Here is a 25,252-nt window from a genome sequence, read left to right as displayed (position 1 = left end):
CCCGTCACCTCCCGCGCAACACCGGCCAGTGGTCACCCAGGGCGGCTCGGACCGCGTCCAGATCACGTTCCGTCCGCTCCGGGTTGCTCTCGTGGTCGTCCGGCAGGTAGCTCAGCGGGTCGTCCACCAGGGCACCTCGCTCCCCCAGCAGCCCCTCGACCAGGGCATGGAGGCACAGGGCCGCGTAACCGCGCAGGTAACCCCCCTCCTGGGTGAGCACCAGGCGGCCACCGACGAGCTCGGCGGCCAGCCGTCCCACCCGCAGGCCGATCTCCCGGTACCCAGCGGGGGTGAGGTTGTGCCGGCCGTTCGGGTCGAACGCGGACCCGTCGAACCCGGAGGCGCACACCAGGGCGTCCGGCCGGAACTCCCGCAACAACGGCTCCACCAGCTCGTCGAACGCGAGCAGGTAGGCGGCGTCGCCCGCCCCCAACGACAGTTCGATGTTGGCGTTGTGACCGGCGCCCCTCCCGGCGCCGGTCTCGTCGGGGGTTCCCCGCTGGGGGTGGCTGGGCCCCCAGGCACCGTGCCTCATGTGCAGCGAGACGGTGAGGACGTCCGGGCTGCGGTAGAAGATCTCCTGGGTCCCGTTGCCGTGGTGGACGTCCCAGTCCAGCACCGCCACCCGGGTGAGCCCGAGGTCGAGGGCGGCCCGCGCGGCGAGCGCGGGGTTGTTCAGCAGGCAGTAGCCGTCCGCCTGGTCCGGCTGGGCGTGGTGCCCGGGCGGGCGGACCAACGCGTAGGCGGGTCGTCCCCGCAGCACGGCTGACCTGGCGGCCTCGATCGCGCAGCCGGCCGCGGCCAGGGCCGCCGGCCAGGAACCGGGCCCCACGGTGGTGTTGGGTTCCAGCGAGGTGGGCTCCGGGCCGTTGGTGGCCTCCCGCAGCAGCCGCAGGTATTCCGCCTCGTGCACGGCGAGCAGCTCGGTCACCGTGGCGGGCCGGCCCGGGTACCAGCGGAGCCGGTCGGAGAGCGGGCCGCGGGTCAGGGCCGCCCGGAAGGTCCGCAACCGGGCCGAGGACTCGGGGTGGGGCTCGGGCACGTCGATCCAGGGCGGGACCTCCGCGTGCTCCCACAGCCCGACGCCGGGGTCGTGGTCCAGGCACGCGTCGTCCCAGAAGAGGTCCAGCTCGCCCCGGGCCGTTGCCCACGTCTCGGTCATCCGCCTCCCGTCCGTCCTACCGGCCCGCTCCCGCGATCTCGGGGACATCACTGATGGCCTCCCGGGGCACCGGGCAGGCAGACTGGTCACCATGGTCCTGGATGTGATTGCTGGTGTGGTGGCGCTGGTCGGCCTGTTGGCCGCCATCGCCCATGGTGGCTACCTGGCCCTGCTCGGGTCGGCGGCCAAGAAGCGGGCCGGCGGTGGCCCGGTCGCGGAGTTCGTGCGCAGCCGCATGCCGATGGCCGGTGGCCTGGTCGGGGCCGGCCTCCTCGGACTCCTGTTCAGCACGGGAGGTGGGTTCGTGGACGTGCTGGCCATCATCGTCGGCGCCGGAACCGGCCTCGCCGCGACGAAGCAGCTGACCGCCGTCCGCGAACGCTACCGCACCTGAGCGGCGGCGCCACGACATCCGGGGCGTGGCCGTGAGTAGTCGACCGACCCCTCTCCGGAGTCCCACCGCGCCCGTCGTACCCTTGCTCAGGTGAGCACCGGGACGAGAACAGCGGGGGCGAGGGTCGCCCGGGTGCTCGTCGTCACGGCACACCCGGACGACGTCGACTTCGGGGCCGCCGGCACCGTCGCGGCCTGGCGCGCGGCGGGCGTCGAGGTCTCCTACTGCGTCTGCACCTCGGGGCAGGCCGGCGAGGTGGCCGACCTGCCCCGCGCCCAGGTACCCACGCTCCGCGAGCGTGAACAACGCGCCGCGGCGGCCGAGGTCGGGGTCACCGACGTGACCTTCCTGGGCTACCACGACGGCACGGTGACCCCGAGCCTCGCGCTCCGCCGGGACATCACCCGCGTGATCCGGACCGTGCGCCCGGACCGGGTCCTGACCCACTCGCCGGAGATCAACTGGGCTCGACTCGCCGTGTCGCACCCGGACCACCGCGCCGTCGGTGAGGCCACCGTCGCCGCCGTCTACCCCGACTCCCGGAACCAGTACGCGCACCCCGAGCTGGCCTCGGCCGGGCTCGCGGCGTGGAAGGTCCGGGAGCTGTGGTTGTCCGAGGCTCCCCCGGAGCGGGTCAACCACGCCGTCGACATCACCGAGACCTTCCCCCACAAGATGGCCGCGTTGCGCGCGCACGCCTCCCAGACCGGCCACCTGGCCGATCTGGAGGAGTGGCTCCGCGCCGAGCTCGCGGCCAACGGCCGGGCCCACGGGCTCGGCGCCGACCAGCTCGCGGAGGTGTTCCAGCTGGTCGACGTCGGCTGAACCGGGCAACGAGAGGGGCGGCGAGGACATGGGCGGTGAGGTTGATCCAGGCGGCGGTCGGCATCGGCTCAGGCCGGGTGTGGCCGGACGTCGCGCGCGGGGGCGGGTTCGCCGTGCGGGCGTCCCGGCCAGGAACGGCCGTCCCAGGCCCCGCCGGACGACGAGGACGCCCCCGGGCCACATGGCCTCCAGAAGTTCGACCTGGGCCTGGTACCCGCCTCCGTCACGCCGCCGCGCACCTGGCGGCGAGCCGCCTGGTTCACCGGCATCGCCACGGCGGCCGCGTTGACCGGCCTCGTCGGCATGAGCGTCGCCCTGTTCAGCCCCCGTCCCGAGTTCTCGATCGACTCGCTGCCCGCGGTCCCCACCGGGCAGCCGATGCCTCGGCTGGAACTGGTGCCCGGTCCGGACCGGGAGACCTTCCCCTCCCCGCCGACGGCGGTGGCGGACCAGTCGGAGCACGAGGGCTCCGCGTCCCCCCGCTGGGGGCAGGGCACCCAGGCGGACGGTCCCGACGGCGACGCGGCCGGTGGGCAGGCCGAGGACGCCGAGGAGCCCCCTGGCACCACACCGGGCGAGGGCGGGGGGTCCCCGGGGTCCGAGCCCGAGATCAGCACCCTGGGGCCCACGGCCACGGCGGCCCGCCCCGAACAGGCGAGCGAGGTGCCCACCGACGAGTACAAGCACCAGACGGTGGCCTTCCTCGACTCGGTGGTGCACGACCTCCCGGCCGCCTACGCGTTGTTGGGGGGCCGACTGCGAGCGGCGGGCCTGCCAGCGCTGCGGGACCGGTACGAGGACGTGCGGGACATCTCGATCGAGCACATCCTGATCGATCCGGCCAACGCCACGACGGTGTCGACCCTGGTCGTGACCCGCCCGGACGGCAGCCAGACCAAGGAGTACCGCCAGCTGCGGTTCCGCGACGTGGGCGGCCTGCGCATCGAGGACGACCAGGTGGTGGCGAAACCCGCCGGTTGACCCCCAGGCCGCCGCACCGGCCACGCGGGCACCACGACCGGGTGAGTCTGGGGAGGAACCCTGGCCACGCGTCGGCCCGTCGCGGTAGAGCTGTCCCACCGGTGCGCCCACGTGCGGTGCGGTCGGGAGACAGGTATCCGAGGACGAGGACGGGGTCGTGCGGCGTTCGAGCTCCAGCCTCCACACCGCCACCCCCGGCCAGGGGCCGGCCGTCGAGGCCAACCCCGACGGCGTGCCCTCCCCCGTCGAGGCGGTGCCGGACCGGCCCGGGCGGCGGCACGGACTGGCGACCGTGGCGGGGGCGCTCGTCCTGTTCGGAGCCGTCGTCGCCACCAACGCCACCACCAACCTCCGTCCGCCGAACGAGTCCGACTCGGCCGTACCCCGCAGGCTGGTCGGGCAGGGAGCGCTGGATCCCGGCCAGGTTTCCGCCCTGCTCACCGGGACTCCCCCGGACAGCACCACCCCCACGCCCACCCCCTCCGACCCGACGGCCCGCGAACGGGGGAAGGAGGACCTCGCGGCACGGTCCGCGTCGTCCTCGGAACCGACCGTCAACCCGCGCGCGTCCACCCAACGCCCCCGGAGCGGGGACGAACTGGTCCGCCTCTTCTACCGGCTCCTCGACGAGGACCCGGACCGGGCGGTGGGCCTGCTGGCCCCCGAACTGTCCAACCCCGACCCCGGTCGGCTGGTCAGCGCGTGGCGGGCCGTATCCTCGGTCGAAGTGCTGAGCGCCGTGCGCCGGGGTGGCCAGCGGGTGCTGGCGACCGTCGCGATCGAGCACCCCGACGGTGGCCGGTTCCGTGCCCAACACCTCGTCTCGTTGAGCGGGTCGGCTCCTTGGCGGATCATTCAGGTCGAACTGGTGTCAGCCCAACAGGGTTAGAGTCGCACCGGGTGTCCTCTCCGGCCAGGTGGTCCGAGCGGCCACCGGTTCGGACGCGGACGCACGGATGGAACACGAACGCTCACCGACCTCGGGATGACGGCGCGACCAGCGGGACGCGAGTCCCCGGTGGCGGAGTGAGCAGGAATGGGAGCTGCCAGTGAGCGACGAGGGTCGCCTGGTCGCTGGACGGTACCGGCTGGAGAAGCGCATCGGCAGCGGCGCGATGGGCGTCGTCTGGAAGGGCGCGGACGAGCGGCTCGGCCGGGTCATCGCGATCAAGCAGTTACTTCCCCAGGGCGGTCTGAGCCCCTCCGAGGCGGAGGAGGCGCGACAGCGCGCCATGCGTGAGGGCCGGATCGCGGCTCGTCTCCAGCACCAGAACGCCATCGCCGTCTACGACGTCGCGGAGGACTCCGAGGGGCAGCCCTGCCTGATCATGGAGTACCTGCCCTCCAGCAGCCTCGCCGCCGTCCTCTCGGAACAGGGGACCCTCCCCCCGAGGGAGGTCGCCCGCGTCGGCGAGCAGGTGGCCGCGGCGCTCGCCGCCGCCCACGCCGCCGGCATCGTGCACCGGGACATCAAACCGGGCAACATCCTGCTCGGCGAGCACGGCGTCGTCAAGATCACCGACTTCGGCATCTCCCGCGCGACCGGCGACGTCACGGTCACGAAGACGGGGATGCTGGCCGGCACGCCCGCCTACCTCGCTCCCGAGGTGGCCAAGGGGTACGACCCCGGGTTCGCGGCCGACGTGTTCTCCCTCGGGGCGACGCTCTACGCGGCGGTGGAGGGCGAGCCGCCCTTCGGGGTGCACGAGAACACCCTCGCCCTGCTCCACATGGTCGCCGCCGGACGCGTGAACCCACCGCGCCACGCGGGGCCGCTGACCGCGCTGATGATGCGGCTGCTCCGCGCGGAACCGATCGAGCGGCCGACGATGGCCCAGGTTCGGGAAGGTCTGCACGCCGTCGCCACCGGCCAGCCGGTGCCGGCGACGGCGATGCCCCCCTCCCCACCCGGCGCGACCACCGGGAACGGGGCCCCGCCCGGCCGCCGGGACCGATCGCCGCCGCGGCGACCACCCCCGTCCCGCCCGCGAACGGTCAGCAGGGGCCCCGCCCCGAACCGCTGAGGCCGGCCAGTCGTCCCGAGCCGACCAGGGTGGGGCCGAACCCGTTCGCCGACGACCCACCGCCGCCCGCGCAGCACGCCCCGCACGGAGGTCCGCCCCGCGACCGGGCGCACCAGGCGCACCAGGCTCGCTCCGGCCCACCGCACGCCCCGTCCAACCAGGGCGCCGCCCCGCCCCAGGAGGTCACGTCCCGCCGCAGGGCGATGGCTCTGACCGGGATCGCCGTGGTGGCCGCCGCCCTCATCGGCGTGCTGCTCGCGAGCGTGATCTTCGACAACAGCGGGGACTCGATCGACGCCGGTACCGGCGGCCGGCTCACCGGCGCGGAGACCTCCCTGGAGGTCTCCGACACCTCGGAACGGGCCGAACCAGAGGCACCGCCGGAGACCACGGAGGAGACGACCACCGAGGAGACGACTCCGGAACCCCCGCCGACGACGGAGGCGGAACGCGTCGAGGAGACCGAGGAGCAGGAGGACCCGGAGGACACCGCCGAGCGGTACGAGGACGCCGCCGAGGACTACTACGACATGCTGCCCGACGACGTCGAGGACGCCTGGCTGCTGCTCGCCCCCTCCGCCCAGAACGACCCCGAGAGCTACCGGAACTGGTGGGGCTCGGTGGAGGACGTCGACGTCCGGGGCAACCCCCGGTACAACGGCGACGGCACCGTCGACATCAAGGTGCGGTACGAGATGAAGGAGGACGGTCGGCGGTCGAACGAGACCGTGCGCCTGTACTTCGAGGAGATCGACGGGCGGTTGTTGATCGCCGACTCGCACCCCGTGTGACGCGGCGTGCGCCGGGGGCGCCGGGTGTCCCGGCTCGCGGTGGACGGCACCGGGGGGACCACCGCACGTCACCACGGCTGCCCGGCGGGGACGCGGCCGGCAGCCACTCCCCCGCCCACCGCCCGCGTGGGGCCGTCCCGCCCGGAGGTACCGGCTCCGCCTCCTCGTACCGCACCGGTCCGTCGGGCCCCCCGGGTCCGCCGGGTCAGATCAGCCGGCGGTCACTCGCCCACCGGGACAGCTCGTAGCGGTTGGACAACTGGGTCTTGCGCAGGACGCTGGACACGTGGGTCTCGACGGTCTTGACCGAGATGAACAACTCCGACGCGATCTCCTTGTAGGCGTACCCCCGCGCCAACAGCCTCAGCACCTCACGTTCGCGGGGTGTCAGCAGGTCCAGCTCGGGGTCGCTGATCGGCGGCGCGCCGGGGCGGTCGGCGAACGCGTCCAGCACGAATCCCGCCAGCCGGGGTGAGAAGACGGCGTCACCGTTGCGGACCCGCACCACCGCGTCCACCAGCTCCCTCGCCGAGATCGTCTTCGTGACGTAGCCCCTGGCCCCCGCTCGGATCACGGCGATGACGTCCTCGGCCGCGTCCGAGACCGACAGGGCGAGGAACACGACGGAGGAGCGCGTGGAACGCACCCTGCGCAGGACCTCCGCGCCGCCGCCGTCGGGCATGTGCACGTCCAGCAGCACGACGTCCGGTTGGTAGTGCGCGACACCGGCCACCGCCTCGGCCACCGAGCCCGCCTCCCCCACCACCGTGACGGCGTCGCCGGCCCGCTCCAGTTCGGCCCGCACCCCGGTGCGGAACAGCGCGTGGTCGTCGACCAGGAAGACCCGGACGGGATCACGTCCACCGGTCGGCGTCTGTTCGCTGCTGTTCATGTGGTTCGCCTCCACCTCCCCGGCCCGCCGTCAACGCCGGCGGCACCGCGTTCACTGCCTGTTCGCGTCCCGGGGCACCCGCAGTTGGACCTCCGTGCCCTCCCCGGGCGCGGTTCGGATCCTGGCGCTCCCGCCGTTGCGCTCCATCCTGCCCCGGATCGAGTCGGCGACGCCGTGCCGGTCCGTCGGCACCGCCTCCTGGTCGAAGCCCTTGCCCCGGTCCCGCACGAAGAACTCCACCTGGGTGGGCTCGATCTCCACGTACACGCTGACCTCACCGACCTCGGCGTGCTTCGCCGCGTTGACGACGGCCTCCCTGGTGGCGGAGACGGCGGCCGCGATGCGCTCGTCCACCACGCAGTCGCCGACCACCACCTGCTGCACCTTGATGGCGAAGGTGTCCTCCACCTCGCCGCAGGCCTCCGCGATGACCTCCGACAGCGACCGGCCGACGGGACTGTGGGGAGCCACCGAACCGCTGTCGGTGGGGTCGGCGGCGGGCGGCGGACCGGCCGGCCCCTGCGGCCCCGCCGCCGCGCCGCCGCCCCCGCGTCCGTAGCCCGAGGGCCCGTACAACCAGCCGCGGAGCTGCCGTTCCTGGCTGCGGGCGAGCCGACGCACCTCCTTGGTGTCCTCGGCCTGCTTCTGGATCAACGCCAGGGTCTGGAGCACCGAGTCGTGCAGGTGGGCCGCGATCTCGGCCCGTTCCTGGGACCGGATCCGCGCCCGCCGCTCCTCGTCCAGCGCCCGCACCGTCCGCAACCACCAGGGCACGGTGAGCACGGCCGCCCCGGCGAGGGTGGCGATCACCGCGAGAAGACCGAACTGGAGTTGGCTGAGGTCGAGGCTGCCGACCAGGAACAGCGCGATGCCGGTGACCACCAGCGCCGCCCCGGCCAGGGTCCGGGCCAGGGCGGAGCGGCCCCCTGCCCGACGAAGACCCCCCGCATCCCCGAACGCGCGCCGGCCGCCCAGCGCCGGCGCTGCGCGTCGTCGGCCTCCCGCCACACCACGGCGGCGCCGACGAGCACGACCAGCAACGGGACCACGAACATGCTGCCGAAGGAGCCGGCGGCCACCAACGCGCCGATGCCCAGCATGACGACGGCGATGGTCTGCTGGCGCTCGCTGGACGACGGGTCCTTCCCGGTGTCCACCGGCCGCTGCGGAACGAAGGCCCACAGCAGGGCGTAGGCGAGCAGGCCGACGCCGTTCCACACCGTGAGCAGCGCGAAGAAGGCCCGCACCCAGAGCACCTTGACCCCGAGGTGGTCGGCGACCCCGCCCGCGACGCCGGCGAGTGCCCGCGCGGACCGTCTCCGACGTAGCGGCACCCTGCTCCCGAGGTTCTCCCTGCTGGAAGGGGCACCCCGGTGCGGCGGGTGGGACGCGGCGCGGTGGGCGCGCGGTTCGTCCGCGGCGTCCGGTCGAACGTCCGGGTTGCTGTTCAGCTGAGCGGCCACGGGACCCATCGTCACACCGAGGCTCCCGCCGGTCATCGGGGGTGCACCCCCGTTCCCACCCCGGGCTCTCCGGGAACCTTTCAGGGGGCACCCTGATGTGTTCGCGGTACCCCCCGGGCGACCATGGACCCAACGGCGGGCAGGCACGACGTCAGCGGGGCCGGGTGCTCCCGTGCGACCCACCCGGCGGCAGCGAACGAGGGGACGGTGCATTCCAGTGAACGACTCCGAGCGGGGGCCGGGGGGACACCCCGGTGGACCCAGCACGGGTGACGGCGCCCGAGGGGCGGCCCAGTTCACCCATGCGTTCGGGGGGTCCTCGGGCGCCCGGCCGCCCAGGCGCGGCGACCAGGGCGTCGAGGAGACCCTGCGGGAGATGTGGCGGACCCGACCGGCTCGACCGGTGGACAACCGCAAGATCGCGGGTGTCGCCTCGGGGATCGCCCGCCGCTACCAGATCGACCCGATCCTGGCCCGGGTCGGGTTCGTCGTGCTCGCCACGATAGGTGGGGCTGGCCTGATCCTCTACCTCCTGGGTTGGCTCATGCTCGCGCAGGAGGGTGACGAGTCCGCCCCCGCGGAGGCGCTGGTCGGCCGTGGCTCCACCAGTACCTCCCCCGGTATGCCGATCGCCCTGGGCGCGCTGATCGTGATCAGCGTGATCATCATGCTCAACAACAGCACGCTGACCCTCTTCACCGGGCTCGTCCTGGGGGGCGGCGCGCTGTTCCTGCTCCACCGCCAGCGCCCGTTGGACGAACGCCAGCCGGCCACCACCCTCGGCGTCGCCGCCACCGACCCGGGCTGGCGTTCCTGGTCCGCGACGAGCGCGAGCCCGGCGGGTGCGGCCACGGCGGACACCTCGACGCCGGCCACCCCCGCCGAGCCCACCGCGGTCTACGAACCGGGTGCGCCGTCGACCTCCGGTCCGGACCCGGTCCCCGGCTCGGGCGCCGCCCACGACGGCCCCCCCGAGTGGGACCCGTTGGGCGTCGCTCCGTTCGCCTGGGACCTCCCGGATCCCGGCACTGGTCTCGTCGACCGTGAGGAGGAACCGCCCGCCGAACCAACCAGGCGGTCCAAGGTCACCCCGATCACCCTGGCCGTCGCGCTGGTCGTCCTGGCCATCGCCCTGCTGGACGGCACCCGCGTCGGCCTGGGCTGGTTGGAGATCCCCGCCCTCGTGCTCGGTGTCCTCGGCATCGGCATGATCATCGGTGCCTTCGTCCGGGGCGGGCGGGGGCTGTTCTGGGTGGCCGGGCCCCTCGCCGCGATCACGCTGCTGCTCAGCGCCGTCGCCCCGCCGACCGGCTGGCAGGGCATCGGGAGCCACGTCTGGACGGTCTCCGACGTCAGCCAGCTCCGCGACGAGTACCAGGTGTCGGCCGGTCAGCTCCACCTCGACCTGTCCGAGCTCACGATCCCCGAGGGGGAGACGGCCAGCGCGAGGGTCGAGGTCGGTGTCGTCGGGAAGTCCCTGGTCGTCCTGCCCCCGGACCTGCCCGTCAACGTCACCTGCAGCGTCAACCTCGGCGACAACTCCTGCCTCGGCACCGAGTCCAGCGGCAGTGACCTGGTCGAGCGAGTGGACAGCGTCGGCCAGGCCGACGAACTGGAGTCCGGCGTCCTCGAGCTCGAGGTCCACGTCGGCATGGGAGCCGTGGAGGTCGTGCGATGAGCGGGAACGGGAAGAACGCCCGGCGGCGGGGAGTGGATCTGGGCACGCTGCTCGCCGGCCTGGCGACGCTGGGGGTGGCGGGCTACGTGGCCGACGGCGCCGCCGGGTACCTGGGAGCCAACGACCTGCGGGTGGGCCTGGCGGCGGTGGCGGTGTTCATCGGGGTCCTGATCCTGGCGCTGTCGCTGCGTTCCCGGCGCGGACGGGGCTGACCGGCAGCGCGCCGCAGGACACCCCGTGATGGTGCCGTTACCGTGTGGGCGTGAGCAACACGGATTCGTTCCCCGACCCCGAGTCGCCGGCCAGCACCCCCACTCCCCGGGGGTGCTGGCTCGCCGGGGAGGAGGAACCGGGGCGGGCGGGCGTCGAGGTGGTGTCGCACCCCTACGACGGCAGTGAGGTCGCGACGGTCTCGATCCCGGACGGCGCGCAACTGCGGACGGCGGTCACCCAGGCCGCCGCGGCCCACGACCGGTCGCACGCCTTCGGCCCGGGTGAGCGGGCCGCGGTGCTGGATCGGGTCGCCCGGCGACTGGTCTCCGAGGCCGAGGACATCGCCGAGACCATCACCGCCGAGAGCGGCAAGCCGTTGACCTGGTCCAGGGCCGAGGTGGAACACGCCGTCGCCGTGCTACGGGCCGGGTCGGCCGCCAGCGCCGCCGCCACCTACGGAACGCCGGGGGCCGGGTCCCGGTGGCACGGCAGCGGCGAGGTGGTGGTCCGCCGACGGCTCGCCGCCGGCCCGGCGCTCGGGCTGGTGTCCTCGGACGATCCGCTGCTGAGTTCGGTCACCTGGGTGACGGCGGCGGTCGTCGTGGGAGCACCGGTCCTGCTCGCTCCCCCTCCGGCGACACCGCTGTCCGCCCTGCTGGTCGGTGAGCTGTTCGCCTCCACCGAACTCCCGAGGGGTGAGCTGTCCGTACTCCCCCTCGAACCGGCCCGGCTCCCCGAACTCGGATGGGACGAGCACGTGCGCGTCCTGGCGCCCCCGGTCCCCGACGGGGGAGGTTCCCCGCGTCTCGGCCCGGCCCGCCCCGACGGCCCGGGGGACACCGCGGTGCTGGTGGCGGCGGACTGGTCGTCCCCGTCCGACCTCGACGTGGTGGCCAGGCTCGTGGTGGACGGCGCGATGGCCCAGGCCGGTAGGTCCGCCGCGTCGGTCCGACGGGTGGTCGTGCCCGCAGCCACCGCCGAGGACCTCGTGAGCCGCATTCTGACCACGACCCGAGCACTCACCACGGGCAGTCCTCATGATCCAGCCGTGGAGGTGGGCCCGCTCGGCGACGAGCTGGCGGCCCGGGCCGCCCTGCGCTGGGTCGAACGCGCCGTGTCGGCGGGAGCCGTGCTGCGGGCCGGCGGTCACCGTGACGGCAGCGTCCTCGAACCCACCGTCCTCACCTCCGTGCCAGCCGATGCCGCCGCGTGGACCGAGCCAGCCCCGCTCGGCCCGGTGTTGCTGGTCACCGAGGCCACCGACGACACGGCCGCCACGCGTGCCGTGGCCAGCTCCGCTGCCGGTCGGCTGGCGGTGTTCACCCGCCGGCTCGGTCCGGCCCTCACCGCGCTCACGCGGGGGCCGGCGGCGGAGGTCGTGGTCGGTGGGCTTCCGTCCGTGTGGCCACTCGCCGCCTTCGACGCCGCGGCGGCGGCGGCGCGGGCCGCGCTGGACGCCGCGGTCGAGGCCCTCACCGTGGAACGCCGCCTGGTCCTCCGGGGCGGGGCCGGTGGGTGGCTCGGCTGACCACCGCACCGGGTCCCCACCCGGTCAGCGACGAACGGTCAGACCGACCTTCTGGAACTCCTTGAGGTCGGAGTAGCCGGTCTTCGCCATCGCGCGGCGGAGCGCACCGAAGAGGTTCACGGTCCCGTAGGGCTCCGAGGACGGCCCGAACAGCAGGGTCTCCAGATCGTGCGGCGGGTTCAGCGACGGGTAGAGGTCGCTCCGGGGCAGCGACGGGTGCGCGCCCGCCGCCGTCCAGTAGTAGCCCTGCGCCGGGGACTCGGAGGCGGTGGCCAAGGACTCACCCAGCACGACGGCGTCCGCACCGCAGGCGATGGCCTTGGCGATGTCACCCGAGGTGCGGATGCCGCCGTCGGCGAGCACGTGCACGTACCGGCCGCCGGTCTCGTCCAGGTAGTCCCGCCGAGCCGACGCGGCGTCCGCGATGGCGGTGGCCATCGGAACCCCGATGCCCAGCGTCTGGGTGGTGGTGGTCGCGGAGGAGTCGCCGAACCCGACGATCACCCCAGCCGCGCCCGTGCGCATCAGGTGCATCGCCGTGCGGTAGTCGCCGACGCCGCCCGCGATCACCGGGACGTCGAGGTCGCCGATGAACCGCTTCAGGTTCAACGGCTCGCCGTCCCGCTCCACGTGCTCGGCGGAGATGATGGTGCCCTGCACCACCAGGATCTCGACGCCGGCGGCGAGCAGGTCCGGGGTCAGCTCCTCGGCGTGCTGCGGGCTCACCCTGGCGGCGACCGTCACGCCCGACTCGCGCATCTGCTTGATCGCGGCGGAGAGCAGGTCGACCCGCACCGGGGCCGCGTGCAGTTCCTGGAGCAGCGACACCGCTGAGCTGGCGTCCTCGGCCTCCTCGGCCGCGGTCACCAGCCGGAAGATCGCGTCCTCCACGTCCGCGTGCCTGGCCCACAGGCCCTCCGCGTTCAGCACCGCGAGACCGCCGAGCTCACCGATCCGCACCGCGGTCGCCGGGGACACCACGGCGTCGGTCGGATGGGTCATGAGCGGGATGTCGAAGCGGTACGCGTCGATCTGCCAGGACAGCGACACGTCCTTCGACGACCTGGTCCGCCGTGAGGGGACGATCTCGACGTCGTCGAGGTCGTAGGCGCGCATGGCGGTGCGCCCCCTGCCTATCTCCACCTGATCCCGCACGTCAACTCCCTACACCATCCTCCGTACCGGACCCTACATTGTGGTTCGGCCGGTTCCGGCGTCCAACAGTGGGTCGTCGGTCGCCGGGCTCGGGCGGTCGCGGGGGGCGGGTGGGGCGCGTCGGAACCGGGCCCGACGCGCCCCAGCGCCGTCAGCGCGTCGTGTAGTTGGGGGCTTCCACCGTCATCGTGATGTCGTGCGGGTGGCTCTCCTTGAGCCCGGCGGCGGTGATGCGCACCAGGGAGGCGTCGTTCAGCTCGGCGATCGTGTTGGACCCCGTGTAGCCCATCGCCGCCCGCAGGCCGCCCACCAGCTGGTGGACCACCTGGGCCAGGGGGCCCCGGAACGGGACGCGACCCTCGATGCCCTCCGGGACGAGCTTGTCGTCCGAGAGGACGTCGTCCTGGAAGTACCGGTCCTTGGAGAAGGACCGGGCCTGTCCCCGGCTCTCCATTGCGGCGAGCGAACCCATGCCCCGGTAGGTCTTGAACTGCTTGCCGTTCACCAGGATGAGGTCACCGGGGGATTCGGCCGTGCCGCTCAGGAGACTTCCGAGCATGACCGTGCTGGCGCCCGAGGCGATGGCCTTCGCGATGTCGCCGGAGTACTGGATGCCCCCGTCGCCGATCACCGGGACGCCCGCGGGGCGACACGCCAGGTTGGCCTCGTAGATGGCCGTGATCTGGGGGACACCGACTCCGGCCACGACCCGGGTGGTGCAGATCGACCCGGGGCCGACCCCCACCTTGACGCCGTCGGCGCCGGCGTCGACCAGGGCCTGGGCCCCCGCCCTCGTGGCCACGTTGCCGCCGACCACGTCGACGGCGTCACCGAGTTCCTTCTTCAGGGCGGTGACCGTCTCCACCACGGCCCTGGCGTGCCCGTGCGCGGTGTCGACCATGATCACGTCCACCCCGGCGTCGACCAGGGCCATCGCCCGTTCCCGGGCGTCCGGTCCGACCCCGACGGCGGCACCGCAGAGCAGGCGCCCGTCCGGGTCCTTGGTCGCGTTGGGGTACTGCTCGGTCTTGACGAAGTCCTTCACCGTGATCAGGCCACGCAGCCGACCCGCGCCGTCCACGATCGGGAGCTTCTCGACCTTGTGGCGGCGCAGCAGCCCGAGGGCGGCCTCGGCGGTCACCCCGACCTCGGCGGTCACCAACGGCGCCTTCGTCATCACCTCGCGCACCTGGCGGGTGTGGTCGACCTCGAACCGCATGTCCCGGTTCGTGATGACGCCCACCAGGGTCCCGTCGGGATCGGTGACCGGGACACCGGAGATCCGGAACCGGGCGCACAGCGCGTCGACCTCGGCCAGCGTGTCGAGCGGCGAGCAGGTCACCGGGTCGGTGACCATGCCGGCCTCTGACCGCTTCACGACCTCGACCTGAGCTGCCTGCTCCTCGACCGCGAGGTTGCGGTGGAGCACCCCGATGCCGCCCTGCCTGGCCATCGCGATGGCCATCCGCGCCTCCGTCACGGTGTCCATCGCCGAGGAGGCGAGGGGAACCCGGAGCCGGACGTTCCTGGAGAGCTGGGCGGCGGTGTCCACGCCGCTGGGGATGACCTCGGATTCCGCCGGCAGGAGCAGCACGTCGTCGAAGGTCAGGCCGAGCATGGCGAATTTCGCCGGGACTCCCTGGTCGTCGCCCGGAAGCCCGACGGAGCCCCGGGTCGCAATCGAGTCACTGGTCATAACTGGTGCGATGCCTTCCTGGAGCACTGGCGCGGTGCGGTGTCGATCGGAGAACCGCAAGCCACGCCCGAGTTCGGTACCGCGACGGCGCCGGGCGGAACACGGGCCTGGTAGAGCGGTGCCGTCCATGGTATCCACGCCGAACACGGCGGTGCGCGCGGTACTGTGCGGCACGTGTCGCATGATGCTTTGCCGCCAGACCCGTTCGCCGGCGACCCGGAGGACCCGGCTCGCGCGCTGAGCGATCCGACCGACGAACCCGCCCGTCCGCTGGACGAGCACGAGAGCGCCGAGATCCTCGCCGATCTCGCTGACCTCGCCGTCTACCAGGACCTCCTCGAACCCCGTGGGGTTCGGGGGATCGTGGTGGACTGCGGCGACTGCGCCGAGCCCCACTTCCACGACTGGGAGCTGCTGCGGTCCAGCCTCGGGCAGCTGCTGTCCGACGGGCGGATGCGGCCGCACGAGCCCGCGTTCGACCCGGACCCCACGAACTACGTGACCTGGGAGTACTGCCGGGGGTACGCGGACGGCATGGCGGCGCGCGAGGAGCACTCGGGTACGCCGCACGTCCCCGGTCACTGAGTCGGCGTCCCGGCCCCGGAGCGCGAGGCTCCTCCCCGTCAGCCCTCCGGCCGGACCCGCGCCCGGCTGGTCCGGTGCCGGTCGGCCGTCGACCCTCGCGGTCCGCGTGAACGGGCCGGTGGATCGCCACCCGCCCCGGGCACACCAGTGGCCAGTGCCATCGGGTGACACTGGCCACTGGGGGGCGGTCTCAGGAGGTGGCGTCCTCCGGAGAGGCACCGGGGACGATCGAGATCCTGTTGCCCACGCTCGGGCTCTCCTCGTCGCTGCGGGAACCGTCCGGGGCGCTGCTGTCCGTCGGGTCTGGGTCGCTGGCGTCCGGCGGCGAGGACGGAGGCGTCGTCGGTGACGGGTCGGACGGTTCCGGGGCGCTGGGAGTGGTGGTCTCCGGCGTCGTCGTGACGACCGACACCGGCGGCTCTTCCTCCGACGCCGACTCCTCGCTGGATTCGGCGATGTGGGGCGGCGGCTCGTTCCCGCTGGTGTCCCCGCTGCCGGAGGGAGGTCCCCCGTCGCCGTCGTCCGGGTCGTTGAGCTCGCCGAGCAGGCGCTCGTGGAGGGCGAGCAGCGTCGCCTTGTCCTCGCCGGCGCCAATCCCGTCGAAGGACAGCCGCGCCTGTTCCAGCGCCTCCTTCGCCTGCGAGAACTCGCCGGCCCGCAGCGCCGCCTGAGCGAGGTCGAGGTGGCTGCGCGCCGTCGTGGCCGCTTCCACCGACGCGGCCTGCTCCGAGTACAGCACCCTGGTCAGACCCCAGAGCGTGTCGCCGGGACGGGCGTCCCTCGCGGCGACGCCCACCCCGGTGAAGGCGATGGCCAACACCGCGGCCGCGGTGGCCAGTGGCACCAGCATGGGTCGTCGGCGGCGCGTCCCGAGTGAGGTCGGCCACTCGGCCACGGCGGTCTCGATGCTCTCCCGAGAGGTCTCGGGGAGCGGATCGGTGTCGAGGTCCTGGCGCCACGCCATCAGGAGCGCACCCAGCTCCCGCTCGGCGATCGGCTGCCCCGCGACTTCGGTCTCCCCGCGGTTCAACGCGTCGATCAGCGCGTCGTCGTCCTGAACCGCGGCCAGGTCGATGTGCTCCGCACCCTCGTTGATGGACTCCTTCGGGGGCTGGGCGTCGTCCGGGGACCGACGTTGGCGCTCGGCCTCGTCATCACCCTGACCGTCCAGTTCACCCACTTCAGACCACCTCCTCAGTGGCGAGTGTCTTCCTCAGCCGAGCCAGCGCGCGGTGCTGGGCGACCCGAACCGCGCCGGGGGTGGAGTCGACCGCTTCGGCCGTCTCCTCCGCCGACAGGCCGACCACCACCCGCAGCAGGAGGATCTCCCGCTGCTTGGCTGGCAGGACCCGGAGCAGCTGCCCCATCCGCTCGGACAGCTCGTCCTGCATGGCGCGCTGCTCGGGACCCGCCTCACGTTCCGGTGCGTCTGGAACTTCGGAGACGGGCTCCGACTTGTTACGCGCGGCGGAACGGTGGGCGTCGGCGACCTTGTGCGCGGCGATCCCGTACACGAAGGCAAGGAACGGCCGCCCCTGGTCCCGGTAGTTGGGCAAGGCCGTCAGCACGGCGAGACACACCTCCTGAGCCACGTCGTCAGCGGAGGCGAAGGAGCGCTCCTGCCTGCCAACCCTGGCGCGGCAGTACCGCACCACCAGGGGACGAATGGTCGCCAACAGGCGATCGATCGCCTGGCGATCGCCGCGGACGGCGTCGCCGACGACGGCTTCCAGCCCGTCCCCCAAGTTAGTCATCGCAGAAAACAGCCCTGGCGTTACGGTAGGCGAACGTGAATGTCGACAGTGAGTAACCCACGACTCAGCGCGCCGATCGTGTCCACCGTACCGGGGACACTCGTTCGGACCGTGTGCTGGTCGTGATCACCACTCGACTCCTCTTCCCACGTGCAGGTGAGCTCGAACGTCGTAGTGGGCGCCCGGCGTGGGCGGGCCACCAAACCAGCAGTATGGCAAAACTCCGTGACGAGCGGATCAACTGGTGCTTCTCCGAGGCCCCTACCAGGCCATCCGTGAAGAACCTCACACCCGGGCGGAGCAGCGGGACACGCCCGGGGAGCGGGCGCCCCGCCACTGGGCGGCGGCACGCGGGGAGGGGTGCGGGGCGCCCGCGACGCTCGACCGAGCCGCCGGGAGGACGGGCTCCGGGAACACACCAACGGCGGTGCCGCGTCAGGCGCGAACTCTGCTGGACTGCCGGGGATGGGCATCCTCGTGACACGGCGACCGGGCCGCCGAACCTCGTTCCGGTGTCGCGCCGGAACCCGGGATGCCCCTTTCCACGCGGACGGCTCACGCGGTGGCGCCGGGCATGTCGCTGCCCGGCGCGCCGCCGTCCGCTTTCCGGTGGGGTGCCACCGGTCAGGACACCAGGCCGCGCCGGAATCCGTGCGCGACCGCCTGTGCCCTGTCCCGCACACCCAGCTTGCGGAACAACCGCCGGGCGTGCGTCTTCACGGTGTCCTCCGAGAGGTACAGCTCGCGTCCGATCTGCCCGTTGCTCTTGCCCTGGCTCATCCCCCTGAGCACCTGGAGCTCCCGCTCGGTCAGCTGCACTCCGGGGTCGGAGGGCTGACGAGGAGCGGGAACGGCGGTGCTGGCGAGGGTGTGGGCCAGCGCGGCGACCAGTTCGGGTCGGGAGGCGTCCCACCGGAGGTAACCGCGGGCCCCGCCAGCGATGGCGGCCGCGATGCTGCCGGCGTCGTCCGGGGCACCGAAGACGATGACGTTCGCCTGGGGATGGGCGGCCATCAACCTCCTGGTCGCCTCCACCCCTGTCGGGACCGCGCGCTGGGTGCCGACCAGTACCACGTCGACAGCCTGCCGCGAGAACCGAGCGAGCAGCTCGTCCCCGTGAGCAACGCAGTCGATCCGGCTCACACCGGGGACAGCCGACATCACGCGAGTGAGCCCTTCCCGGACGCTGCGCCGGTCATCGCAGATCAAGACCGTCGTCACGGGAACTCCTTCCTGCAGCCGAGTGACGTTCCACATCCCCTATCGGACGCCGAGCGCCAAACCTTGACCCGATCCGGTACTTAATCCGTCAAGAAATTGCTCCTAACAGTCTGCCCATCCGTTCACCGGATTGGACGAACGTCAGGCTACCTAGTCACACTGACGACGCAGAGGGCGTAAAGCAAGCGTCTTTGCGTGAACAAAGGCCGCCACGGATCTCCCAGTCGGGTGGCGACGATGTCGTAACCGGGTTTTTCGAGTGAAGGCCCCGAGCCCGTCCGAGTGCCTCGACGCGGCGGAGGAGCCGGCGCCGCGCACCGCTCCTCCCCCAACCGCGCGCTGCCCTCAGGAGCCGCCCACCACCCGCTCGACGGCGTCCACCGTCTCCTGGACGCCGCTCACCAACCGGACCCGGGGCGGCAGTGAGGACTCCTCCCACCCCGCGCCACCCGCGAACAGCCGCACCGGCTGCCGGGTCCTCGGCACCGCCGTGAAGAGCTCGGGATCCCCGCAACGGGGCATGGTCGCCCAGACCACCGCCACGGCTGGCGCGGTGCGGCGCACCGCCGCGACCAGCCCGTCCAGCGGCAGGTCCGCGCCGAGGAGCTGGGTCCCGATCCGTCGGGAGGAGAGTTCGGCCGTGATGAGGAAGAGGGGCAGGGCGTCCGGCTCACCCGGCGCTCCCGCCAGCAGCACCGCCCTGGGGTTCCGGGGGGGCTGCGCCCGGGCGATGACCGTGCTCACGGTGCTGATGACACAGGTGGAGAGCAACCGCGACGCCTCGATCCCCTCCCCGGTGTGCTCCCGACGCTCCTGGAGCGCCGCGAGGACCGGCGCCGCGACCTCACGCCACGTCGTGAGCACACCGTCCGACTCGATCCCCTCCAGCAGGAGGCGGTTGACCGACCACAGGTCCATCGCCAGGACCGCCCGTCCCAGCCCTCGTGCCCGCCGCGAGGCACCCGGGAGCCGGAGGCCCTTGCCGCCGACCCTGACCCTTTCGGCGAACTCCGGCACCACGACCTGCCCGGACACCAGCATCGCGCCGGGTCCCGCGCGGTGGTCGGTGGGCGGGGCCGGCGCGGACCGCCGGCTCACGGTGGCGGCCCGGGAGCCTCCGCCAGACCCGGCGGGATCCTCCCGCGCGTCGCGACCGGCGTCCGCCGCGGCCTGGATCGGCAGCGCCGAGGCCAGTGCGTACCGGGCCGCCTCCCGGGGGGAGGCCCCACGCAGCAGGGCGTGCTGCATCAGTTCGAGCCGGGCCAGGTCGAGCGGGCCGTAGCGGCGGTGACGGCCGGCGGTGTGACCGCTCGGGCCCAGCCCGTAGCGGCGGTCCCAGGTCCGCAGGGTCGCCGGTGCCACGCCGAGCCGGCGGGCGACGGCGGCGACCGTCAACAACGGTTCCGGGCTCCTGCTGTCGGCCAGGGTGTCGACCTCACCGACCGGGTCGACCTGGCCGTGATCGCAGTCGTCACCGTCACCAGGGGCTGGCTGCGTCGTCACCGGGCCAACGTCCGTTCACGTGATCTCGATTTCGACCGCCCGCGCGGCCGGTCGTCTGGGTGTCGGAACAAGGATAGCGCCCATAAGTGTGAACAACTTATGGAGCGAATGTCTTGAACAACCATTGAAGCGGTTTTAGCGTAGGTCCCTACACACGGGGGTGTGGGACCGCCGTCGCGGGCGGCGGCCACCAACAGCGGGGAGGCGAGGTCACTATGGCCGATACTCGGCGACTTCCGGGGCCGAACGCGGATCTGTGGGACTGGCAGCTCAAGGGGTCCTGCCGCGGGATGGACAGCGCGTTCTTCTTCCACCCCGACGGGGAGCGGGGGCCGGCACGGGCCAGGCGGGAAGCGCGCGCGAAGGAGGTGTGCCAGAGCTGCCCGGTGATGCAACAGTGCCGGGCGCACGCGTTGGCGGTCCAGGAGCCGTACGGGATCTGGGGAGGGCTCTCGGAGGCGGAACGGATCGCCATCATCAAGGCGAGCAAGCGGCAGCTCGCCGCCGTGGGCGGCTGACGGGGAGGCATCGGACGCTCACGGTGGAAGGGGCGGCGCCCGAGTTGGGCGCCGCCCCTTCACGTTCACCCGAAAGGGTGGTTCGGCCGGAGGTCAGTGGCCGTGACCGTGGCCCGCGGCGCCCGCGGGCTCCTCCTCCTTCTTCTCCACGACGGCGCTCTCGGTGGTGAGCACCATCCTGGCGATGGAGGCGGCGTTGGACACGGCGGACCGGGTCACCTTGACCGGGTCCACGACACCGGCGTCCAGCAGGTCGCGGTACTCCAGCGTGCCAGCGTCGAACCCGTTGCCCCACTCCAGCTCGGACACCTTGGCCACGACGACCGGCCCCTCGAGACCGGCGTTGGCCACGATCCAGTGCAGCGGCGCCGACAGCGCGCGACGAACCGCGCGGACGCCGGTCGCCTCGTCACCGGTCAGGCCGAGGTCACCCTCCAGCTGGTTGCCGGCGTGCACCAGGCTGGCGCCGCCACCGGGGATGACGCCCTCCTCGACGGCCGCCCTGGTGGAGGCGACCGCGTCCTCGATGCGGTGCTTGCGCTCCTTCATCTCGGTCTCGGTGGCCGCCCCGACCTTGATGACCGCGACACCGCCGGACAGCTTGGCCAGCCGCTCCTGCAGCTTCTCCCGGTCCCAGTCGGAGTCGGTGGCGTCGATCTCCCGCCGGATCTGCTCCGCGCGGGCGTCGATGTCGGCCTTGCCGCCACCGCCGTCGACGATCGTGGTGTCGTCCTTGGTCACCGTGACCCGGCGGACCTTGCCCAGGACGTCCAGCCCGGACTCGGACAGCTTCAGGCCGAGCTCGGGCGCGATGACCTTCGCGCCGGTGACGACGGCGAGGTCGTCGAGGAACGCCTTGCGCCGGTCCCCGAAGTACGGCGCCTTCACCGCGACGACCTTGACGGTCTTGCGGATGGCGTTGACGGTCAGCGTGGAGAGCGCCTCACCCTCGACGTCCTCGGCGATGACCAGCAGCGGCTTGCCCGCCTGGACGACCTTCTCCAGCAAGGGCAGGAAGTCGTTGAGCGCGGAGATCTTGTCCCGGTGCAGCAGGACGAGCGCGTCCTCCAGCACGGCCTCCTGCCGCTCCGCGTCGGTGACGAAGTGCGGCGAGACGAAGCCCTTGTCGAACTGGACGCCCTCGGTGACCTCCAGCCACGTGGAGAGCGTGGAGGCCTCCTCGACCGTGATCACGCCGTCCTCGCCGACCCGCTCGATGGCCTCGCCGCACAGCGCGCCGATCGTCTCGTCGCGGGAGGACACGGTGCCCACCTGGGCGATGTTGTCGCGGCCCTTGACCGGGGTGGCCTTGGTCCTGAGGACCTCGACCACGGCGTCGGCCGCGGCCTGGATGCCCCGCCCGAGGGCTGACGGGTTGGCACCGGCGGCGAGGTTGCGCAGCCCCTCCTTGACCAGGGCCTGGGCCAGCACGGTCGCGGTGGTGGTTCCGTCACCCGCGACGTCGTTGGTCTTGGTGGCGACGTTCTTGGCCAGCTGGGCGCCGAGGTTCTCGTAGGGATCCTCCAGCTCGATCTCCCTGGCGATCGTCACACCGTCGTTGGTGACGACCGGGGACCCGAACTTCTTGTCGAGGACCACGTGCCGGCCGCGCGGGCCGAGGGTCACCTTGACGGCGTCGGCGAGCTGGTTGACGCCGCGCTCCAGCGCGCCCCTGGCGTGCTGGTCGAACTTGATCTCTTTGGCCATCGTGGCCTCTTCTCCAAGGTTCTTGACGGGAGCGGGGATCCGGCGGGAACCCCCGGAAGACGCGAAACCGCCCCGGCGCCCCCAGTGGTCCTGGGCCGCCGGGGCGGTGAGGTATCGCCGGTGAACCGGTTTGTCAGTTCACCACGGCCAGCACATCGCGCGCGGAGAGGATCAGGTACTCCTCGCCGTTGTACTTGACCTCGGTACCGCCGTACTTGGAGTAGATGACGACGTCGCCGACAGCCACATCCACGGGGATGCGGTTGCCCTTGTCGTCCACCCGGCCCGGGCCGACGGCCAGAACCTTGCCCTCCTGGGGCTTCTCCTTGGCGGTGTCCGGGATAACGATGCCGGACGCCGTCGTCGTCTCGGCTTCGCTTGCCTGGACGAGGATCTTGTCCTCGAGCGGCTTGACGTTCACGCTCGCCACGGTGTGACCTCCACCTTCTGGGGCCTTCGAAGCGTTGGCAGATTCCGACGGCTCCTGCCGTCCCGTCGTCGCGGGTGCCGGGTGAGGCGGGTGCCGTTTACTCTTGGCACTCTAGCGTTGAGAGTGCTAATTCTCAAGTTCGGGGTGCCCCGAGGGCCCGGAAAACCCGTCCGCCAGGAGCGAAACCGTCAGCTGGTGGCCGACCGGGCGGTACGGCCCCCGTCGCGGCGACGACCGTCATTCCACCACGACCGTCCCCACCGGCAGCGCCGGATCCGCCCCGAAACCCGGGGCTGACGGCGGCGCCCCGGCGGCGACCAGGTGCGCTCCGAGCGCCGCGATCATCGCCCCGTTGTCCGTGCACAGCCGAGGTGGGGGCACCCGGAGCCGGATGCCGGCGCGCGCGCACCGCTCGGCGGCCAACTCGCCGAGCCGGGAGTTGGCGGCGACCCCACCCGAGACCACCAAGGTGTCCACGCCCAGCTCCGCCGCGGCGCGAACGGCCTTGGCCGTGAGCACGTCGGCGACGGCCTCCTGGAAGGACGCGGCGACCGACGCCACGTCGACCGGCTCGCCGGCGGCCCGCCGCCCCTCCACCCACCGGGCCACCGCCGTCTTGAGCCCCGAGAAGGAGAAGTCGTGCCGGCTGTCCCTCGGCCCGGTCAACCCGCGGGGGAAGGCGATCGAGTCCCGCGCGGCCGCACCGGCCGCCCTGGCCAACCGGTCGATGGGTGGGCCGCCCGGGTAGGGGAGGTCGAGCAACCTGGCGACCTTGTCGTACGCCTCGCCGGCGGCGTCGTCGATGGTGGAACCGATCTCGCGGACCGAACTCGCCACGTCCTCCACGAGCAGGAGCTGGGTGTGCCCACCGGAGACCAGCAGCGCCAGGCACGGCTTGGGCAGCGGGCCGTGCTCCAGGGCGTCCACCGCCACGTGACCGGCCAGGTGGTTCACCCCGTAGAGCGGCTTGTCCGCCGCGGCCGCGTAGGCCTTGGCCGCCGCCACCCCGACCATCAACGCCCCGGCGAGCCCCGGGCCCGCGGTGACGGCGATCGCGTCCACGTCGCGGAGCCGGCAGCCCGCGTCGACCAGCGCGCGCCGCACCGTGGGGGTCAGCGCCTCCAGGTGGGCCCTGCTCGCGATCTCCGGCACCACACCGCCGAACCTCGCGTGCTGTTCGACGCTGGACGCGACCACGTCGGCCACCAACCGGACCCGCCCGTCGCCGAACACCTCGACGAGGCCGGCTCCGGTCTCGTCGCAGGAGGTCTCGATCCCGAGCACGAGGGCGGAGGCCTCCGCACTGGCTCCGGTCACCGTGGTTCCCCTTCGTCTCGCTCTGGTCCGCCGGTCGGCGCCGCCACCTCGGCGGGTCCCCGCCGCATCGTGTAGGCGTCCGCTCCCGACGGCTGGTAGTAGCGCCGGCGCAGACCGACCCGCACGAAGCCGTGCCGTTCGTACAGCCGGATCGCCGAGTCGTTGTCGGTGCGCACCTCCAGGAAGGTGGGCGCGCGCAGGCTGTCGGCGTGGGCCAGCAGGGACCGCAGCAGCGCGGTTCCCACACCCCTCCCCTGCCAGGCGGGGTCGACGGCGATGGTGTGCACCTCCGCCTCGAGGTCGGGGGAGCGCCCCAGCACCGCGAGCCCGCCGTAACCGACCAGCGGCCCCTCGGTGTCCACCGGCCGCCAGGGACCGGCGGTCCGACCCGCCTTCCCCGCGTCGGCCGGTTCCTGCGGCGCAGCGTACGCGCCGACGTACCGGTGCCCGGCGGCCATCTCGGCCAGGAACGCCCGCTCGCTCCAGGGGTCGTCCCCCGGGAACAACTCCCGCTCGAGCTCGGCGCACCGGCCGGCGTCGATCCGGCGAAGCCGCCTGATCGCCACCGTCATGGCGTGCTCACCCGCTTCGGGGACCGTGGTTCGGCCGCGTCCGGTTGCCGGAGGTAGCGAGGGACGAGCGGGGCGGGCGGCCGCCCGGCGCGCAACTCCGCCGAGGCGGCGGCGACCAGACCGTCGGGCGTGGGGAACGCCGTGCCGAGCAGGGGGAGGCCGAGCTGGTCCGCGAGTTCCGCCATGCCCTCGCCCCGGGCGTCCCCCGGAGGTCTGAGGTTCCCGACGAGGTGCGTCGGACGGGTCGCCGAGGGCATGGCCGCGAGCTGTTCTCGCAGCTCGTCGGGCCGGGCGACACCGGGCCCCTCGACGCGGGCGCCGTCCGAGGTGTGCGCGCTCCAGTACACCTCCCGCCGGCGGGCATCGGAGACCACCAGGAACGGACCAGGGCTCACCACGCCGGCCGCGACGCCGTCCAACGTGCCCACCGGGTGGACCGGCCTGCCGAGCGCGTGTCCCAGGGCCGCCGCGGTGACCATGCCGACCCTCAGCCCGGTGAAGGGCCCCGGGCCGACGCCGCAGACGAGGGCGTCCACCTCCCCGAACTCCACGCCCGCCGCCGTGGCGGCCGCGCGGAGTCTCGGGGTCAGCAACTCGGCGTGGGACCGGGCGGCGAAGACCGGCTCGCCGGCGAGCACGCGGGGCGGCCCGGCGTCCTCGAGTTCGACGACGCCGGAGACGATGGCCGGAGTGGCGGTGTCGATGGCCAGTAGCAGCACGTCCCCGAGCCTACGAGCCGCCGAACGGGCGCGGCCGCCCCGCCCCGCCCACCGAACCTGGGCGGCGGGGCCGCCCCCTCGCCGGCACCCCGTGCCGCTGGCTCCACCGACCCCACCCGCCACT

General features: G+C 73.0%; 24 protein-coding genes and 1 pseudogene. 11 read left to right on the top strand and 14 right to left on the bottom strand.

Annotated features, from left to right (window positions below; all coding sequences use genetic code 11):
* Nucleotides 1–4: 4 nt before the first annotated feature.
* Nucleotides 5–1,162, bottom strand: a complete 1,158-nt coding sequence (locus G443_RS18975; protein WP_026419460.1) for an arginase family protein — start codon at nucleotides 1,160–1,162, stop codon at nucleotides 5–7.
* A gap of 91 nt (nucleotides 1,163–1,253) precedes the next feature.
* Between G443_RS18975 and G443_RS18970 the strand changes: the two genes are divergently transcribed.
* The 6 genes from G443_RS18970 to G443_RS18945 all read left to right on the top strand — a co-directional run bounded on the left by G443_RS18970 (nucleotide 1,254) and on the right by G443_RS18945 (nucleotide 6,177).
* Complete coding sequence (locus G443_RS18970; protein WP_030104425.1) at nucleotides 1,254–1,556, top strand: hypothetical protein; 303 nt, start codon at nucleotides 1,254–1,256, stop codon at nucleotides 1,554–1,556.
* 90 nt (nucleotides 1,557–1,646) lie between these two features.
* Nucleotides 1,647–2,381: a PIG-L deacetylase family protein gene (locus G443_RS18965; protein WP_026419462.1), complete on the top strand. Its 735-nt coding sequence runs from the start codon at nucleotides 1,647–1,649 to the stop codon at nucleotides 2,379–2,381.
* A 303-nt stretch (nucleotides 2,382–2,684) separates the two neighbouring features.
* Nucleotides 2,685–3,362, top strand: a complete 678-nt coding sequence (locus tag G443_RS18960) for a hypothetical protein (protein ID WP_253860246.1) — start codon at nucleotides 2,685–2,687, stop codon at nucleotides 3,360–3,362.
* Between the two features lie 157 nt (nucleotides 3,363–3,519).
* The gene (locus G443_RS18955; RefSeq protein WP_026419464.1) at nucleotides 3,520–4,251 is read left to right on the top strand and encodes a hypothetical protein; all 732 of its coding nucleotides are present in this window, start codon (nucleotides 3,520–3,522) and stop codon (nucleotides 4,249–4,251) included.
* A gap of 160 nt (nucleotides 4,252–4,411) precedes the next feature.
* Nucleotides 4,412–5,386, top strand: coding sequence for a serine/threonine-protein kinase (locus tag G443_RS18950; protein WP_372492992.1), 975 nt, complete (start codon nucleotides 4,412–4,414; stop codon nucleotides 5,384–5,386).
* A gap of 203 nt (nucleotides 5,387–5,589) precedes the next feature.
* Complete coding sequence (locus G443_RS18945) at nucleotides 5,590–6,177, top strand: hypothetical protein (protein WP_253860245.1); 588 nt, start codon at nucleotides 5,590–5,592, stop codon at nucleotides 6,175–6,177.
* Between the two features lie 205 nt (nucleotides 6,178–6,382).
* Here G443_RS18945 and G443_RS18940 read toward each other — a convergent pair whose 3' ends face one another.
* Complete coding sequence (locus tag G443_RS18940; RefSeq protein ID WP_026419466.1) at nucleotides 6,383–7,069, bottom strand: response regulator; 687 nt, start codon at nucleotides 7,067–7,069, stop codon at nucleotides 6,383–6,385.
* Nucleotides 7,070–7,120: 51 nt separating this feature from the next.
* A pseudogene (locus G443_RS18935) lies at nucleotides 7,121–8,541 on the bottom strand (ATP-binding protein).
* Between the two features lie 208 nt (nucleotides 8,542–8,749).
* Here G443_RS18935 and G443_RS18930 point away from each other — a divergent pair.
* From G443_RS18930 to G443_RS25580, 3 genes are read left to right on the top strand one after another with little or no spacing between them, the layout of a single operon-like run.
* Nucleotides 8,750–10,210, top strand: a complete 1,461-nt coding sequence (locus G443_RS18930) for a PspC domain-containing protein (RefSeq protein ID WP_051314118.1) — start codon at nucleotides 8,750–8,752, stop codon at nucleotides 10,208–10,210.
* On the top strand, nucleotides 10,207–10,422 hold the full coding sequence (locus G443_RS18925) for a hypothetical protein (protein WP_026419468.1): 216 nt from the start codon (nucleotides 10,207–10,209) through the stop codon (nucleotides 10,420–10,422). Before G443_RS18930 ends, G443_RS18925 begins: the two co-directional genes overlap by 4 nt.
* Nucleotides 10,423–10,472: 50 nt before the next feature.
* Nucleotides 10,473–11,951, top strand: coding sequence for an aldehyde dehydrogenase family protein (locus G443_RS25580; protein ID WP_162147320.1), 1,479 nt, complete (start codon nucleotides 10,473–10,475; stop codon nucleotides 11,949–11,951).
* 24 nt (nucleotides 11,952–11,975) lie between these two features.
* Here the strand turns inward: G443_RS25580 and G443_RS18915 are convergent, their stop codons facing one another.
* The gene (locus G443_RS18915) at nucleotides 11,976–13,106 is read right to left on the bottom strand and encodes a GuaB3 family IMP dehydrogenase-related protein (RefSeq protein ID WP_026419469.1); all 1,131 of its coding nucleotides are present in this window, start codon (nucleotides 13,104–13,106) and stop codon (nucleotides 11,976–11,978) included.
* A gap of 151 nt (nucleotides 13,107–13,257) precedes the next feature.
* A complete protein-coding gene (gene guaB / locus G443_RS18910; RefSeq protein WP_026419470.1) occupies nucleotides 13,258–14,802 on the bottom strand; it encodes an IMP dehydrogenase in 1,545 nt (514 codons plus the stop codon).
* Nucleotides 14,803–14,976: 174 nt separating this feature from the next.
* Here guaB and G443_RS18905 point away from each other — a divergent pair, with 174 nt between their 5' ends.
* Entirely contained in the window at nucleotides 14,977–15,387 is a 411-nt protein-coding gene (locus G443_RS18905) for a DUF5319 domain-containing protein (RefSeq protein ID WP_103057047.1), read from the top strand.
* 190 nt (nucleotides 15,388–15,577) lie between these two features.
* Here the strand turns inward: G443_RS18905 and G443_RS18900 are convergent, their stop codons facing one another.
* The 4 genes from G443_RS18900 to G443_RS18885 form a co-directional block, all read right to left on the bottom strand.
* Nucleotides 15,578–16,567, bottom strand: coding sequence for an anti-sigma-D factor RsdA (locus G443_RS18900; RefSeq protein WP_051314121.1), 990 nt, complete (start codon nucleotides 16,565–16,567; stop codon nucleotides 15,578–15,580).
* Between the two features lies 1 nt (nucleotide 16,568).
* Nucleotides 16,569–17,141: a sigma-70 family RNA polymerase sigma factor gene (locus G443_RS18895; protein ID WP_026419471.1), complete on the bottom strand. Its 573-nt coding sequence runs from the start codon at nucleotides 17,139–17,141 to the stop codon at nucleotides 16,569–16,571.
* 624 nt (nucleotides 17,142–17,765) lie between these two features.
* Nucleotides 17,766–18,362 (bottom strand): response regulator transcription factor, encoded by a 597-nt coding sequence (locus G443_RS18890; RefSeq protein ID WP_026419472.1) that lies wholly within the window; start codon nucleotides 18,360–18,362, stop codon nucleotides 17,766–17,768.
* A gap of 345 nt (nucleotides 18,363–18,707) precedes the next feature.
* Nucleotides 18,708–19,757 (bottom strand): MerR family transcriptional regulator, encoded by a 1,050-nt coding sequence (locus tag G443_RS18885; RefSeq protein WP_026419473.1) that lies wholly within the window; start codon nucleotides 19,755–19,757, stop codon nucleotides 18,708–18,710.
* Nucleotides 19,758–20,080: 323 nt separating this feature from the next.
* Between G443_RS18885 and G443_RS18880 the strand changes: the two genes are divergently transcribed.
* Entirely contained in the window at nucleotides 20,081–20,383 is a 303-nt protein-coding gene (locus tag G443_RS18880) for a WhiB family transcriptional regulator (RefSeq protein ID WP_026065652.1), read from the top strand.
* Between the two features lie 93 nt (nucleotides 20,384–20,476).
* Here the strand turns inward: G443_RS18880 and groL are convergent, their stop codons facing one another.
* The 5 genes from groL to tsaB form a co-directional block, all read right to left on the bottom strand.
* Entirely contained in the window at nucleotides 20,477–22,090 is a 1,614-nt protein-coding gene (gene groL / locus G443_RS18875; protein WP_026419474.1) for a chaperonin GroEL, read from the bottom strand.
* Between the two features lie 133 nt (nucleotides 22,091–22,223).
* Nucleotides 22,224–22,520, bottom strand: a complete 297-nt coding sequence (gene groES / locus G443_RS18870; RefSeq protein ID WP_016700712.1) for a co-chaperone GroES — start codon at nucleotides 22,518–22,520, stop codon at nucleotides 22,224–22,226.
* 237 nt (nucleotides 22,521–22,757) lie between these two features.
* Complete coding sequence (gene tsaD / locus G443_RS18865; RefSeq protein WP_026419475.1) at nucleotides 22,758–23,837, bottom strand: tRNA (adenosine(37)-N6)-threonylcarbamoyltransferase complex transferase subunit TsaD; 1,080 nt, start codon at nucleotides 23,835–23,837, stop codon at nucleotides 22,758–22,760.
* A complete protein-coding gene (rimI, locus tag G443_RS18860; protein WP_026419476.1) occupies nucleotides 23,834–24,409 on the bottom strand; it encodes a ribosomal protein S18-alanine N-acetyltransferase in 576 nt (191 codons plus the stop codon). Before rimI ends, tsaD begins: the two co-directional genes overlap by 4 nt.
* Nucleotides 24,406–25,128, bottom strand: coding sequence for a tRNA (adenosine(37)-N6)-threonylcarbamoyltransferase complex dimerization subunit type 1 TsaB (tsaB, locus tag G443_RS18855; protein WP_026419477.1), 723 nt, complete (start codon nucleotides 25,126–25,128; stop codon nucleotides 24,406–24,408). The genes rimI and tsaB overlap by 4 nt, the downstream gene beginning before the upstream one ends.
* Nucleotides 25,129–25,252 lie beyond the last annotated feature (124 nt).

The organism is Actinoalloteichus caeruleus DSM 43889, from assembly GCF_000429185.2.
In the GTDB taxonomy this organism is placed as follows: domain Bacteria; phylum Actinomycetota; class Actinomycetes; order Mycobacteriales; family Pseudonocardiaceae; genus Actinoalloteichus_B; species Actinoalloteichus_B caeruleus.
Note: the sequence above shows the minus strand (reverse complement) of the source record. Positions and strands in the feature narration are given on the sequence as shown.

Coding starts and splice junctions, on each gene's coding strand:
- G443_RS18895 (WP_026419471.1), bottom strand. CDS start 17,141: ATGACTAACTTGGGGGACGGGCTGGAAGCCGTCGTCGGCGACGCCGTC.
- guaB (WP_026419470.1), bottom strand. CDS start 14,802: ATGACCAGTGACTCGATTGCGACCCGGGGCTCCGTCGGGCTTCCGGGC.
- G443_RS18925 (WP_026419468.1), top strand. CDS start 10,207: ATGAGCGGGAACGGGAAGAACGCCCGGCGGCGGGGAGTGGATCTGGGC.
- G443_RS18960 (WP_253860246.1), top strand. CDS start 2,685: ATGAGCGTCGCCCTGTTCAGCCCCCGTCCCGAGTTCTCGATCGACTCG.
- G443_RS18970 (WP_030104425.1), top strand. CDS start 1,254: ATGGTCCTGGATGTGATTGCTGGTGTGGTGGCGCTGGTCGGCCTGTTG.
- rimI (WP_026419476.1), bottom strand. CDS start 24,409: ATGACGGTGGCGATCAGGCGGCTTCGCCGGATCGACGCCGGCCGGTGC.
- G443_RS18975 (WP_026419460.1), bottom strand. CDS start 1,162: ATGACCGAGACGTGGGCAACGGCCCGGGGCGAGCTGGACCTCTTCTGG.
- G443_RS18880 (WP_026065652.1), top strand. CDS start 20,081: ATGGCCGATACTCGGCGACTTCCGGGGCCGAACGCGGATCTGTGGGAC.
- groL (WP_026419474.1), bottom strand. CDS start 22,090: ATGGCCAAAGAGATCAAGTTCGACCAGCACGCCAGGGGCGCGCTGGAG.
- G443_RS18945 (WP_253860245.1), top strand. CDS start 5,590: ATGGCTCTGACCGGGATCGCCGTGGTGGCCGCCGCCCTCATCGGCGTG.
- G443_RS18940 (WP_026419466.1), bottom strand. CDS start 7,069: ATGAACAGCAGCGAACAGACGCCGACCGGTGGACGTGATCCCGTCCGG.